Here is a 12399-nt window from a genome sequence, read left to right as displayed (position 1 = left end):
TCGGTCTGAGCCTCCGATGGCGCCGCTTGCGGCTCGTCCGCTACCAACGGCGAACTTGAAGGGAGAGTTCCAGTTCTTCATCCGCCGGCGCGACGCCGCCGGGCGCGCGCGAGGAGGATCACCGCCCGCGCCCCGACGAGCGGCGGGTCGAAGCCGAGGGGACGGCCCGCGGGGCGCCGGACCGCCGCGGCGAGGCGGGCGCGGCCGAAGGAGAGAAGCGCCGCGGACGTCGCCGCGGAAAGGCCGGGGCGAAGCGCCTCGAGGCGTCGCGGATCGGCGGCGTAGGCGCGCGCCGTTTCCTTGACGAGACGGGCGGCCTGGCGTCGGGCGGCGCGGGCGAGCAGCGCTTGGGCGTGGGCGGCGGGGTCGTCGCGGGTCGTCGGCATGGATGCTCCGGTTTGGTCCGGCGCTATCTTATACGGTATTTCTACCATTTATACGGTATTATTACCCATGCATGCGCAATCTTACCGCTAGTTCGCCCGGCGCCATTGTCCGGCCCGGACGACGCCCTGGATCGGCGCCGCCCAGTCGAGCCGCACGCCGCGAATCGGCGCGGCGTTATGGCTTTCGAGGTCGAAGGCGCCGGCCTTCGCGCCGCGCTGCACGCGCTTCAGGAAGCGCCGCCCGTCGGCGGTGCGCACCGCCGCCTCGAAGCCGACCACCTCGTCGGCGTCGGCGGCCTCGCGCCGGCAGATGACGACGTCGCCGGCGTCGTAGCGCGGCCACATGCTGTCGCCCTCGATCAGGAAGGCGACCGCCTCGGCCGGGATGGGGAAGGGCGCCTCGATCTCGTAGAGCCCCTCGGGCGGGATCTGCTCGAACTCGGGCAGGATCTCCGCGCCGGCGCCGATCTTGCCGACGACGCGCACGCGGTTGCCCGCCGGCGCCGCCTCGCCGTCGCCGCCGATCAGCCAGGCGGCGGTGGTGCGCAGCACCGGCGCGAGCGCGCTCAGGGTCTCGGTTGTGACGCCGCGCCGGTCGCCGCTCTTGATCGCCCGCTTGAGGTTGCGGATGGCGTCCGGCTTCTTCGCCAGAAGCGAGGCGGCGTGCGCCGAAAGGCCCAGCGTCGCGAGCCGGCTTTCGATGCGCTGAAGGACGTCCTCGAGTTCCATGTCCGGTATCCTAACCGTATTTACGTCCGAGTATACACGGTAAAATTGCCTTGACAATACGGTATAATTACCTTAGTTGTGCTCCGTCCCGAAGCCAAGAGGAAATTTTTCGGGACTATGGAGGACGCGAGGGGATGATCGTTCAAACTGAAATCCGCAAATCGCGCTGGACCGGCGAGCGCATCGCCCGGCTCGGCTTCCTGCTCGGCCTCGGCTGGGACGCGAGGCGCATCTCGGAAGATCCGCTGATCTCCTCGACGCCCAACAATGTCCATCGCCAGGCGCAGCGCTTCGGCCTCGCCTTCCGCGCCGCGGCCGCCGCTCTGTCGCTCCGCCTGCCGCCCGACGCCGCCGCGCCGTTCGACGCCGCCGCCGCCAAGCGCAGCCTGACGCGGGAGGCGATGATCAAGGTCCTGCTTCTCGTCCTCGCCGCCGATCCGGCGCTGATCGACAACATCCTCGACGACGGGTTTTGAGCATGGGCTTCGACGTTGATCCCGACGAGCAGGCGCCGCCGCGCGGACGCGCCGCGGACGGCTGGAGCGCCGAGGCGGTGGCCGCGGCCCTCGTTTCCGCCTTCGTCACGCTCGACCGCCTGCCGCGCGCGCGCGGGCCGCGCGAGCCCGGAGGCCATTGGCCGGCGCACGCCGTGGAATGGGCCGATCAGCTCGCCGTCGCCGAGCTCGACGAGGCCGAGCGCAGGGAGCGGCAGGCCTTCGCCGCGAAAATCCGCGCGCGCCCGACCGGCGCGCAGATCGACCAGATGGAGAAAGTTCTCGACTGGCTGCGCGAGCTGCGCGACCTCGACTCCGGCATGGCGCTGGTGACGACCCTCTGGGCGCTCCGCGCCGCCCGCGGACGCTCGATCAAGGCGCTCCTCAAGGAGAAGAAATGGGCGCCGCACACCTTCTACCGCAAGCGGGCGAAGGCGCTCGACCATCTCGCCGCGGCGCTTAACCTCAGGGGCGCGCCGGTCTTCTGAGCGCGCCGCCCACGCCATGCATATTCGGCGAGCCCGGCCGCCTCCGCGGTCGGGCTCGCGCTTTATCTACATGTAGCTGTAGATAATGTAAGACGCTGCGCCGGCCTGTTGCCTGGAGCGATTGACTTGCGATGAAATGCGAGCGCAATATGCGCGCATGCCGGGGCCGAACCGCGTCGTTCCTCCGACGCTCCGGATCGCCGGTTTCAATGTGATTTCAAGCCTTGAAGGACTTGACCGGCGCAGCGCCCGCTTCGCCGGCGTTCGCGTTCGCGCTCATGCCAATGTTGTAAGATGCGGCGCCTGGCTGTAGTCGAGCGCTGTTGACTTGCGACGAAATGCAAGCGCATTATGCGCGCATGCCGGGGCCGAACTGCGTCGCCTGAACGACGCGTTTGCAACACGCCGCCGGCGCGGGCGCCGCCCCTCGCCGCTTTCATCAACGACGAAGACGGACCCCGCATGGTGACATTCAGCCCGGGCCAGGAGGCGGCGCGCCGCCTTCTGGAGGGACCGCAACGTTACGCCTGTCTCGCCGGCGGCACGCGCTCGGGCAAGACGTTCCTCATCCTGCGCGCCATCGTCCTGCGCGCGCTCGCCTGCTCGGAGAGCCGGCACGCCGTGCTGCGCTTCCACGCCAACGCGGCGAGAGCTTCGATCGCGCTCGACACGCTGCCCAAGCTCATGCGTCTGTGCTTCCCGGACGTCGCTCTGCGCGAGCGGCGCCAGGACGGCTATTTCGAATTCGACAATGGCGCGCGTCTTTTCATCGGCGGCCTCGACGACAAGGAGCGGGTGGAGAAGATTCTCGGCCTCGAATATGCGACCGTCTTTCTCAACGAGGCGTCGCAGATTCCCTATTCCTCGGCGCTGATCGCCTTCACGCGGCTGGCGCAGCTCGTCCCGCAGATCGGCCAGCGCGCCTTCGTCGACCTCAATCCGGTCGGCAAGACGCACTGGACCAACCAGCTGTTCGGCGAGAAGCGCGATCCGGCGTCGCGGCGTCCGTTGCGCGATTCTGAAAACTACGCGCGGGCGTTCCTCAATCCGCCGGACAACGAGGCGAACCTGTCGCGCGAGTTTCTCGCGAGCCTCGAGCATCTGCCGGAGAAGCAGCGCAAGCGTTTTTACGAAGGCTGCTACGTCGACGACGTCGACGGCGCGTTGTGGACCTACGAGATCATCGACGCGGCGCGCCGGACGCTCGAGGACATTCCTTCCGAACGGCGCGCCGCCGTCGTCGTCGCGGTCGATCCCTCGGGCGCCGCGGGGCGCGACGATCTCGGCTCCGACGAGATCGGCCTCGTCGTCGCCGCGCGCGGCTTCGACGGCGACGCCTATGTCCTCGCCGACCTCTCGTGCCGGGAATCGCCCGCGGCGTGGGGGCGGCGCGCGGTCGTCGCCTATCATGAATATCGCGCCGACTGCATCGTCGCCGAGAGCAATTTCGGCGGCGAGATGGTGCGCGCGACGATCCAGGCCGCCGACCCGAACGTGCCGGTGCGCCTCGTCTGCGCGAGCCGCGGCAAGGCCGTGCGCGCCGAGCCGATCTCGGTGCGCTACGCGCAGGGCCGCGTCCATCACGCCGGCCGGTTCGGCAAGCTCGAGGACCAGCTCTGCGCCTTCTCGAGCGCGGGTTACGGCGGCGAGGGCAGCCCCGACCACGCCGACGCGGCGATCTGGGCGCTGACCCATCTGTTCGCGCAGGACGACGGCGCGGGCATCATCGAATTCTACCGGCGCGAGACTTCGGGCGGGCGCAAGGCCTGATCGGCTCGACGCTATTCACATGAGGAGGCGGCATGGCCGAGCGCGGCGCCGGGATGAGAAGCTGGTCGCTCACCCCTTACGACATCGACGTCAGATTCGCCTCAGCTTCTGCGCAGGAAGCAGGATGGTTCGGGCCGCTCGAGCCGATGCGCCCGGCTGCGCCGGTGGAAATCGCCGGTCGCCAGTGGGACTTCCCCGCAGGCTACAATCTGTCGAGCGCGCCGCGCGGCGCCGAGCCCGTGACCTTCGACGTGTTGCGCGGCCTCGCCGACGGCTACGACCTGTTGCGCCTCGTCATCGAGACGCGCAAGGATCAGGCGGCCCGCCAGTCCTGGACGATCGTCACGCGAGACCGGAGCGCGGAGGCGGGCGCCGACGCGGACCGCATCGGCGCCGCCGTCCGCTTCTTCTCGCGGCCGGACGGCGCGCGCTGCTTCTCCGACTGGCTGCGCATGCTGCTCGAAGAGGTGTTCGTCACGGACGCCGCCGCGCTCTATATGCGCCGCGACCGGATCGGGCGCCTCGCCGCGCTGACCCCGATCGACGGCGCGACGATCAAGCCGGTCATCGACGACTTCGGCCGCGCGCCGGAGCCCTGTTTCGTGGACGGGGAGCTCGTCTATCCGACGGCCTACCAGCAGATTCTGAAGGGCGTCCCCGCGATCGACTACACGACGCGGGATTTGATCTACAGGCCGCGCAACGTGCGGGTCAACCGCGTCTATGGCATGAGCCCTGTCGAGCAGGTGATCACGACGGTCAACATCGCGCTGCGCCGTCAGGCCTATCTCATGGATTACTTCACGGAAGGCAACATTCCCGACAGCCTGATCGGCGTGCCGGAAAGCTGGACGCCGGACCAGATCGGGGCCTACCAGAAATATTGGGACGCCTATTTCGACGGCGAGTACGGGCGCCGGCGCCGCGCGAAGTTCGTGCCCGGCGGCGTCGCCAAGACGTTCATCCAGACGAAGGAGCCCGAGCTCAAGAGCCCCTTCGACGAATGGCTCGCCCGCGTCGTCTGCTTCGCCTTCTCGATCTCGCCGCAGGCGCTGATCTCGACGATGAACCGGGCGACGGCGCAGACGCAGAAGGAGCTCGCCGCCGAGGAGGGGCTCGCGCCGATCCTCGCCTGGGTCAAGGCGCTGATCGACGACGTGCTGGCTATCGAGTTCGACGCTCCCGACCTTGAGTTCATGTGGAGCGCCGGCCACGAGACCGATCCGCTGACGCAGGAGACCATTCTGTCGAACTTCACGTCGAAGGGCATCCTGACGATCAACGAGGCGCGCGCCGCGCTCGGACGCCCGCCGCTTCACGAACCTTCGGCCGACAGGCCGATGACGCTGACCGCGTCCGGCTACGTGCCGCTGCCGGACTGACCCTCTTTCGCCTTCCGTCAACGCCCGAGGAGGACTGATGTCCGCCCTGCGAATGTTCATGCCGATCACCAAGGTCGACGCCGCCAGGCGTCTCGTCTATGGCCTCGCCACGGCCGAGGCGCCCGACCGCGCCGGAGAAATCTGCGACTACGCCTCGACCAAGCCGCTTTACGAGAAATGGTCGCAGGAGATCGCCCGCTCCAGCGGCGGCAAGTCGCTCGGCAATCTGCGCTCCATGCACGGGCCCGTCGCGGCCGGCAAGGTGACGCAGATCGAATTCAACGATGACGATCGTCAGATCGAGATCTGCGCCAAGGTGGTCGACGACGCCGAGTGGAGCAAGGTCGTCGAGGGCGTCTACACGGGCTTTTCTCAGGGGGGCGCGTATGTGCGCCGCTGGACCGACGAGGACGGCCTGACGCGCTACACCGCCGATCCGACGGAAATCTCGCTGGTCGACCTTCCTTGCCTGCCGCAGGCCCGCTTCGAGCTCATCAAGGCCGACGGCGCGCGCGAGCTGCGCCCGTTCGGCCTCGACGCGCAGGCGCGCGCGCTGCTCGAAACTCTCGGCCGCATCGAGGCGGCGTTCGAGGCCGACGAGACGGCCTTCATTTTCTCGCCCAGGGATCTTCGCGCCTTCTGCGGCGAGGTCGACGAGACGGTGCGCGCGCTGCTCGAGCGCTGCGAGGACGCCCGCAAGGACGCTGCGCCCGCCGACGACGGCGAAGATGAAGACCACGACGACGAGCCGATGAGCAGGAGCGCGCCGGCGCCGGCGTCGGACAGCGGGCGCAGGCTCGAAAAACGCTTCGACGAGCTCAGCCGCGCGATCGCCGACGTCCTCGCGCGCGTCAAGACGATCGAATCGCAGCCCGCCCCCATGCCGTTCGGCGGACGCCCGCGCGTGGTCGCCAAGCACGAGGACGGAACGCGCGAGTCCGATCGGCTGGAGACGCTCCTCGACGATCCGGGCCAGCTCTCCATCCTCGCGATCAAGCTCGCGCATCGCAACGGCCGCGCGCCGCTGCGCTGACGCTTCGACTCAAGCGATCGGGCCACGTCCCGTCGCGGACGAGGGCTTTTTTATGCGCGCATGCGGGCGCCGGCGGATCGCCGCGTCCGTCCCCGTTTCTGCGCCGCCGTTCCCGCCAGGAGTATCATATGACCAAAACCACCGACGTTCAGGACGTCCTCGACCGGCTGAAGACGGCGCAGTCGCGCCCGCTCGGCGATCCGCGCGGCCGCGGCCTCGAGAAAAGCACTTTCGGCCAGGCTTCGAGCGCGACGTCGGGGCTCACCTTCTACGACCTCGAGCTCGGCGCGAAGTTCCTCTATCCGGTCATGACGCCGCTGCGCAACATGATCCCGCGCGTCTCGGGCAAGGGCGGCGTGCAGGCCGCCTGGCGCGCCATCACCGCGGTCAACACCTCGAACCTGCGCTTCGGCGTCTCCTCCGCCAACCGCGGCGGCTCGCTCGCCGTGACGACGCAGGATTACGTCGCGACCTACAAGGGCGTTGGCGTCGAGACCAGCGTCGATTTCGAGGCGCAATTCGCCGGCCAGGGCTTCGACGACATCCGCGCCATCGCCGCCAAGACCGGCCTCGAGGCGTTGATGATCGGCGAGGAGGCGATGATCCTCGGCGGCTGCTCGGCCGGCATTGGCTCGACCCCGACGCCGACGCTGACCGCGGCGGCCGGCGGCGGCTCGCTCGCCGCGCAGACGTGGTCGGTGATCTGCGCCGCGCTGACGCTCGACGGCGTGATGAACGGCTCGGTCGCCGGCGGCGTGCAGGGGCAGATTTCGCGCGTCAACGCCGACGGCTCGACCGATTCGTTCGGCGGCGGCGTCGCGGCGAAGAGCGTGGCCGCGACGATCGCCACCACCGGCTCGGCCGGCCTCGTCAAGGCGAGCGTCGCGCCGGTCGCCGGAGCGATGGGCTACGCCTGGTTCTGGGGGATCGCCGGCGCGGAGAAGCTTGGCGCGATCACCTCGATCAATTCGGTCGCCATCGGCGCGGCGGCGACCGGCGCGCAGACCGCCGCCTCGCTCGGGGCGGGCGACAATTCGGCCAACCCGCTCGCCTTCGACGGCCTTGTCTATCAGGCGACTGCGGCGGGCTCGGGCGCGACGCTCTACGTGATGCCGAACGGTGATCCCGGCGTCGGAACGCCGCTGACCGCCGACGCCGCAGGCGGCGTCGTCGAAATCGACGCCGTCCTCAAGACGATGTGGGACAAATATCGCCTGTCGCCCGACACCATGTGGGTCAATTCGCAGGAGGCGCTCAACATCTCGCGCAAGGTCGTGCAGGGCGGCCAGACCACCGCGCAGCGCTTCGTCTTCGAGGCGGCGCAGGACCTCATCGCCGGCGGCGTGATGGTGCGGCGCTACCTCAACCGCTTCTCGATGCAGGGCGGCAATGTGATCGACATCCGCGTGCATCCCAACATGCCGGCGGGCTCGATCCTGATGACGACCAGCGCTCTACCCTATCCGCTCGCCGGCGTCGGCAACGTGATGCAGATCCGCGCGCGCCAGGATTACTACCAGATCGAATGGCCGCTGCGCACCCGCAAATATGAGTATGGCGTCTATTCCGACGAGGTGCTGCAGAACTACTTCCCGCCGTCGATGGCGCTCATCTCCAACATCGGCAACGGCTGACCTTACGCCCGGGCCGCCTCGCGCGCCCGGGCTTTCGCTCCGGCCAACCCGCTCACGGAGAATCGCTCATGGCGAGACCCTATGATCTTGCTTCCCTCAGCGACGTCAAGGCGTGGCTCGACGTGTCGGGCGCGGACGACGACGCGCTGCTTTCGCGTCTCGTCAGCCAGATCAGCCGGGCGATTCTCGCCCATCTCGACCGGCCCGCGATCCTTCCGGCGACCTATGCGGAGACGCTCGACGGCGGCGGGCAGCGATCGCTCGCGCTGACCAACTGGCCGGTCAACGCGATCCTGTCCGTCTCGATCGACGGCGAACCGCTGCGCCCGTCCGACTATGACCTCGAGGCCGCGGAGGCCGCCCCGCCGGGCGGGCGCCAGAGCCTCAGCCTGCGCGGGCGCAGGTTCCCCTGCGGCGCGCGCAACGTCGAGGTCGCCTATTCGGCCGGCTATCAGGTGAGCGGCGAGACGGCGCCCGTTCCGCTCCTCGCCCCGTTCGTCGTCGCCGCGGCCGCGCCCTACGGCGACTGGGCGAGCGACGTCGGGGTCGTCGCCGGCGGAACGCCTCTCACGGCCGTCTCCGGTGCGCCCGGCCCTGGTCAATACAGCGTCGCGGGCGGCGTCTACGCCTTCTCGTCGGCGCAGGCCGGCGCGGCGGCGACGCTGACCTACGGCTATGTTCCGGCCGATCTCGGCCTCGCCTGCATGGACTGGGTCGCCGAGCGCTACGCCTATCGCGGACGCATCGGGCAAAGCTCGAAATCGCTCGGCGGGCAGGAGACGATGGCCTTCATCGTCCGCGACATGCCCGAATTCGTCGCCGCGGCGCTGCGTCCCTACCGGCGGGTGTGCCCGTGAGCGAAGACAAAATCAATCCCGCGGCCGTCTATTTGGCGGTGCTTGCGCGGGCGCAGGCCGCGCGCGCCGAGCTCGAGGAGAGGATCAGGCGCAAGCTTTCGGGCGAGGTCCTCAACCGGCGCTCCGGCGCGCTCGCCGACTCGATCGACGTTGGGCTCGAGGAGGACGGCGACGGGATCGCGCTCGTCGCCTCGAGCGCCGGCGTCGCCTATGCGGCGATCCACGAGTTCGGCGGCAAGACGGGGGCGCATGAGATCGCCGCGGTCGGGGGGAAGGCGCTCGCCTTCGTCGCGGGCGGGACGCAGCGCTTCGCGAAATCCGTTCGTCATCCAGGCTCCGCCATTCCGGCGCGCCCCTATCTGTCGACCTCGGTTCGCGAGGTCGCCGAAGGTCTCGCGGCCGGGCTCAAGCAGGCGGCGCTCGAAGCGCTGAGGAAAGATTGAGGTCATGCGCACCAACACGAGGGAGGCCGCGGTCGCGGCTCTGCAGGGCGTCGTCGCCGGCGCCTATCCCTGGAAGCTTGGGCCGGCGCGGCGTCTCAAACTCTGGAGCGACGTGCCCGCCGCGATGCGGCCGGCGTGCTTCATCTTCGAGGGAGGACAGGAGCTGAGCTCCTGGAGCGAGAGCGCCGCGCCGAAGAGGGCGATGGAGGCGAAGCTGTTCGTCTATCTCAACGCCAGAGACCCATCGGTCGCGGGCGCCGCCCTGTTGAACGAGGTGATGGACGCGCTCGACGCCGCCCTCGCGCCGCAAGGCGCCGACGCCGCGCTCGGCCGCAACACGCTGGGCGGGAGCGTCCATTGCTGCCGCATCGAAGGCAAGACGCTGAAGGACCCGGGCGACCTCGACGGCGACGCGCTGTTGATCGTTCCCGTCAAGCTCATCCTTCCCTGACGACGACATCCGTCAATCCAAGCAGAGAGGTCATGCATGTATAGTTTCGGCTCGGGCGTTCTGCTTGGAACGCGCACCGACGTAGCGAACGCGACGCCCGTCAATTTCGGCCTCGTGCAGGAAGTCACGATCGAGGAGACCGCGACGGTCAAGGAGCTGACCGGCCAGTTCCAGCGTCCCGTCGCCATCGCCCGCGGCACGATCAAGACGACCGGCAAGGCGAAGATGGCGCGCATCTCCGGCCTCGCCTTCGCGAGCCTGTTCTATGGCGTCGCGCCGACGGCGGGGCAGGTCGCGACCTCCTTCGCCGAGGCCGTCGCCGTCCCCGCGAGTTCGCCCTACACGGCGACGCTCGCCAACGCCGTGAGCTTCGTCGACGATCAGGGCGTTCTCTACGCCGCGACCGGCCTGCCGCTGACCAAGGTCGCCTCGAACCCGTCGGCCGGCCAATACGCCGTCTCGGCCGCCGGCGTCGTCACCTTCGCCGCCGCCGACGCCGGCAAGGCGGTGCTCGTCAGCTACACCTACCAGATCGCCGGCGTCGGCCAGAAGTTCACCGTGACGAACCAGCTTCTCGGCGCCACTCCGACCTTTCAGGCGGTGTTCTACACCACCTTCCAGGGTCAGGCGGTCACCCTCAAGCTCAACAACTGCACGTCGAACAAGCTGAGCTTCCACACCAAGCTCGAGGATTTCGTGACGCCGGAGTTCGACTTCTCCTGCTTCGCCGACGCCGCCGGCAACGTCATGACCTGGTCCTTCGCGGAGGCGTCGTGATGCGCCCCCATCCGCAAAAGGTCACGCTCGGCGCCAAGGCGTGGACGGTGCGCCCGCTCACCCTGCGCCAGCTGCAGGAGATCGAGCCGATCCTGACGACGGGCGAGGGACGGGGCAACGTCGCGTCGGCCCTCGCCATTCTCTCGGCGGCGCTGCGGCGCGACCATCCGGCCGACGTCGAGGCGCTCGGCGACCTCGAGGCCGGCGCGCCGGAGCTCGCCGCGGCGATGAACGCCGTGCTTCGCCTCGGCGGCTTCCTGCCGCAGGAGGACGGCGCGGCGGGAGAGCGCAGGCCGGGAGAAACCGAGCCGGGGGAAGCCTGAGCGGGCCCGGCTCCGCCCCCGGCGCCCGCATCGACTTCACGGCCGTCTATGCGCGGCTGATGGCCGGCTGCGGCTACACGCCGGCCGAGATCGACGATATGACGTTGCACGACGTTCTGGGACTTTTCGCCTACTGGCGGGAGCATCCGCCGACCCATGAACTTCTCAAATGCGTCTATGGCGTCGAGCGCAAGCCGCGGCCGGCGGCGGCGCGCGACGGCGCGGACCCGAGCGGAATCGGCGGCCTCATCGCGCGCCATCCGAACGGCTTCGTCCGGGCCGACGGCGCCGGACCGCCGCAGCGCTGACAGGACGACGCCGCGCGCGGCGCCGTCCATATGACGTGGTTCATCCAAAAGGAGATTCGACGATGGCGGAAGACGTCACAATTCGCCTTTCCGCCGACGTGTCGGACCTGCAACGCGGACTGCAGCAGGCGGCGAGCGCGCTCTCCACGACGACGAACGCGCTATCCGACAGCTCGGCGCGCGTCGGCGCGTCCTTCGCCGGGCTCTCGCAGGCCTACGCCGGCTCCGCGGCGCGCGACGCCGCCTCCGCGCGCGAGGTCGGCGAAAGCGGGCTCGCCGCGGCGCGGCAGGCGGAGCAGGCGCGCTACGACATCGAGCTCAACGGCGCGAAGCTGCGCGCCGGGCTCATCCGCGAGCAGGCGCAGACGGGCCAGATTTCGCGCCAGGAGGAGCTCGGCCAGCTTCTCGCCGCCGAACGTCAGCGCGAGGACATCGAGGCGGTCCATTTGCGGACGCTTCAGGGTCTTTATGAACAAGGCTCGGCGGGCTACGCCAGCGCCCAGCGCCAGATCGACGAACTCGCCAGCCAGTCGGCGCTGCGCCGGCTCCAGATCGAGCGTGAGGTCAATCAGCAGATCTACACGGATTATCGCCGCTCGTTCGAGCAGATCGGCTCGGGCGTCACGAGCTCGATCATGGGCCTCGTCCAGGGGCAGCAGACGCTCGGTCAGGCGGCGCAGCGCATCGCCTTGTCGATCGTCCAGTCCTTCGTCGCCGCCCGCGTGCGCTTCGTCGCCGACTGGCTCGCCGGGCTTGCGACGAGCACCACCGCCACCGCCGCCGCGGAGACGGCGCAGACGAGCGCGGTCGCCGTCGGAACGACGGCGCGCACGGGTCTTCAGACGAGCGCCGCGGCCGCCTCGAGCGCCGGCACGATCTCGGCCGTGCTGAAGAGCATCTTCGCCTCGGCTGGAGAGACTTTCGCCGGCATCTTCGGCTTCCTCTCGCCGGTCATGGGTCCGGCCGCGGCCGCGCCGGCGGCGGCGGGGCAGGCGACCGTGCTTTCCGTCGCGACCGGCCTCGCCTCCTTCGCGGTCGGCGCCTGGAGCCTGCCCAACGACATGGTCGCGCAGGTGCACGAGGGCGAGATGATCATTCCGGCGGGTCCCGCCGCGGCCTTCCGCAGCGCGATCTCGAACGGCGCCGGCGCCGGCGGCTCGATGCAGGTCAACCACGCGACGAACTTCACGGTGCAGGCGCTCGACTCCGCGAGCGTAAAGCAGTTCTTCAAGACGCACGGGCGCCAGATCCTGCGCTCGGTGAACGAGGGCGTGCGCACCGGCTCCCACCTCGGCCTCAGCAAGCTCGGACGGAGCGCCTGACG

At 69.4% G+C, this 12399-nt stretch carries 15 protein-coding genes; 13 read left to right on the top strand and 2 right to left on the bottom strand.

Annotated features, from left to right (window positions below; genetic code table 11):
- Positions 1-77: 77 nt before the first annotated feature.
- Both ACE3OG_RS11860 and ACE3OG_RS11855 read right to left on the bottom strand, forming a co-directional pair.
- On the bottom strand, positions 78-386 hold the full coding sequence (locus tag ACE3OG_RS11860) for a hypothetical protein (RefSeq protein WP_374308863.1): 309 nt from the start codon (positions 384-386) through the stop codon (positions 78-80).
- 87 nt (positions 387-473) lie between these two features.
- On the bottom strand, positions 474-1115 hold the full coding sequence (locus tag ACE3OG_RS11855; RefSeq protein ID WP_374308861.1) for a helix-turn-helix transcriptional regulator: 642 nt from the start codon (positions 1113-1115) through the stop codon (positions 474-476).
- Positions 1116-1249: 134 nt separating this feature from the next.
- On the opposite strand from ACE3OG_RS11855, the gene ACE3OG_RS11850 reads away from it, so the two are divergent.
- The 13 genes from ACE3OG_RS11850 to ACE3OG_RS11790 all read left to right on the top strand — a co-directional run bounded on the left by ACE3OG_RS11850 (position 1250) and on the right by ACE3OG_RS11790 (position 12397).
- Positions 1250-1591: a hypothetical protein gene (locus ACE3OG_RS11850; RefSeq protein ID WP_374308859.1), complete on the top strand. Its 342-nt coding sequence runs from the start codon at positions 1250-1252 to the stop codon at positions 1589-1591.
- A 2-nt stretch (positions 1592-1593) separates the two neighbouring features.
- Positions 1594-2097: a hypothetical protein gene (locus ACE3OG_RS11845; RefSeq protein ID WP_374308857.1), complete on the top strand. Its 504-nt coding sequence runs from the start codon at positions 1594-1596 to the stop codon at positions 2095-2097.
- A 462-nt stretch (positions 2098-2559) separates the two neighbouring features.
- A complete protein-coding gene (locus ACE3OG_RS11840) occupies positions 2560-3867 on the top strand; it encodes a phage terminase large subunit (protein WP_374308855.1) in 1308 nt (435 codons plus the stop codon).
- Between the two features lie 32 nt (positions 3868-3899).
- The gene (locus ACE3OG_RS11835) at positions 3900-5249 is read left to right on the top strand and encodes a phage portal protein (RefSeq protein WP_374308853.1); all 1350 of its coding nucleotides are present in this window, start codon (positions 3900-3902) and stop codon (positions 5247-5249) included.
- 37 nt (positions 5250-5286) lie between these two features.
- Positions 5287-6282, top strand: a complete 996-nt coding sequence (locus tag ACE3OG_RS11830; RefSeq protein WP_374308851.1) for a hypothetical protein — start codon at positions 5287-5289, stop codon at positions 6280-6282.
- A gap of 128 nt (positions 6283-6410) precedes the next feature.
- Complete coding sequence (locus ACE3OG_RS11825) at positions 6411-7916, top strand: hypothetical protein (protein ID WP_374308849.1); 1506 nt, start codon at positions 6411-6413, stop codon at positions 7914-7916.
- 68 nt (positions 7917-7984) lie between these two features.
- Positions 7985-8773, top strand: a complete 789-nt coding sequence (locus ACE3OG_RS11820) for a head-tail connector protein (protein ID WP_374308847.1) — start codon at positions 7985-7987, stop codon at positions 8771-8773.
- Positions 8770-9216, top strand: a complete 447-nt coding sequence (locus ACE3OG_RS11815) for a phage virion morphogenesis protein (protein WP_374308845.1) — start codon at positions 8770-8772, stop codon at positions 9214-9216. The genes ACE3OG_RS11820 and ACE3OG_RS11815 overlap by 4 nt, the downstream gene beginning before the upstream one ends.
- Positions 9217-9220: 4 nt before the next feature.
- Positions 9221-9667: a hypothetical protein gene (locus ACE3OG_RS11810; RefSeq protein WP_374308843.1), complete on the top strand. Its 447-nt coding sequence runs from the start codon at positions 9221-9223 to the stop codon at positions 9665-9667.
- A 36-nt stretch (positions 9668-9703) separates the two neighbouring features.
- Positions 9704-10444, top strand: coding sequence for a hypothetical protein (locus ACE3OG_RS11805; protein WP_374308841.1), 741 nt, complete (start codon positions 9704-9706; stop codon positions 10442-10444).
- Positions 10444-10767 (top strand): hypothetical protein, encoded by a 324-nt coding sequence (locus tag ACE3OG_RS11800; protein ID WP_374308988.1) that lies wholly within the window; start codon positions 10444-10446, stop codon positions 10765-10767. Before ACE3OG_RS11805 ends, ACE3OG_RS11800 begins: the two co-directional genes overlap by 1 nt.
- A gap of 59 nt (positions 10768-10826) precedes the next feature.
- Positions 10827-11075 carry a hypothetical protein gene (locus ACE3OG_RS11795; protein WP_374308839.1) on the top strand — a complete coding sequence of 83 codons (249 nt, stop codon included), beginning with the start codon at positions 10827-10829 and terminating at the stop codon, positions 11073-11075.
- A gap of 62 nt (positions 11076-11137) precedes the next feature.
- Positions 11138-12397 (top strand): hypothetical protein, encoded by a 1260-nt coding sequence (locus tag ACE3OG_RS11790; RefSeq protein ID WP_374308837.1) that lies wholly within the window; start codon positions 11138-11140, stop codon positions 12395-12397.
- Positions 12398-12399 lie beyond the last annotated feature (2 nt).

Origin of the sequence: Methylocella sp. (assembly GCF_041905455.1) — a bacterium.
Taxonomy (GTDB): Bacteria; Pseudomonadota; Alphaproteobacteria; order Rhizobiales; family Beijerinckiaceae; genus Methylocapsa.
This window is presented reverse-complemented; position numbering and strand designations above follow the sequence as displayed.

What these genes read in the sequence shown, in the direction of transcription:
- ACE3OG_RS11860 (WP_374308863.1), bottom strand. Translation starts at nt 386, where the DNA reads ATGCCGACGACCCGCGACGACCCCGCCGCCCACGCCCAAGCGCTGCTC.
- ACE3OG_RS11845 (WP_374308857.1), top strand. Translation starts at nt 1,594, where the DNA reads ATGGGCTTCGACGTTGATCCCGACGAGCAGGCGCCGCCGCGCGGACGC.
- ACE3OG_RS11810 (WP_374308843.1), top strand. Translation starts at nt 9,221, where the DNA reads ATGCGCACCAACACGAGGGAGGCCGCGGTCGCGGCTCTGCAGGGCGTC.
- ACE3OG_RS11825 (WP_374308849.1), top strand. Translation starts at nt 6,411, where the DNA reads ATGACCAAAACCACCGACGTTCAGGACGTCCTCGACCGGCTGAAGACG.
- ACE3OG_RS11850 (WP_374308859.1), top strand. Translation starts at nt 1,250, where the DNA reads ATGATCGTTCAAACTGAAATCCGCAAATCGCGCTGGACCGGCGAGCGC.
- ACE3OG_RS11795 (WP_374308839.1), top strand. Translation starts at nt 10,827, where the DNA reads ATGGCCGGCTGCGGCTACACGCCGGCCGAGATCGACGATATGACGTTG.
- ACE3OG_RS11805 (WP_374308841.1), top strand. Translation starts at nt 9,704, where the DNA reads ATGTATAGTTTCGGCTCGGGCGTTCTGCTTGGAACGCGCACCGACGTA.
- ACE3OG_RS11835 (WP_374308853.1), top strand. Translation starts at nt 3,900, where the DNA reads ATGGCCGAGCGCGGCGCCGGGATGAGAAGCTGGTCGCTCACCCCTTAC.
- ACE3OG_RS11855 (WP_374308861.1), bottom strand. Translation starts at nt 1,115, where the DNA reads ATGGAACTCGAGGACGTCCTTCAGCGCATCGAAAGCCGGCTCGCGACG.
- ACE3OG_RS11790 (WP_374308837.1), top strand. Translation starts at nt 11,138, where the DNA reads ATGGCGGAAGACGTCACAATTCGCCTTTCCGCCGACGTGTCGGACCTG.
- ACE3OG_RS11800 (WP_374308988.1), top strand. Translation starts at nt 10,444, where the DNA reads ATGCGCCCCCATCCGCAAAAGGTCACGCTCGGCGCCAAGGCGTGGACG.
- ACE3OG_RS11840 (WP_374308855.1), top strand. Translation starts at nt 2,560, where the DNA reads ATGGTGACATTCAGCCCGGGCCAGGAGGCGGCGCGCCGCCTTCTGGAG.
- ACE3OG_RS11830 (WP_374308851.1), top strand. Translation starts at nt 5,287, where the DNA reads ATGTCCGCCCTGCGAATGTTCATGCCGATCACCAAGGTCGACGCCGCC.
- ACE3OG_RS11820 (WP_374308847.1), top strand. Translation starts at nt 7,985, where the DNA reads ATGGCGAGACCCTATGATCTTGCTTCCCTCAGCGACGTCAAGGCGTGG.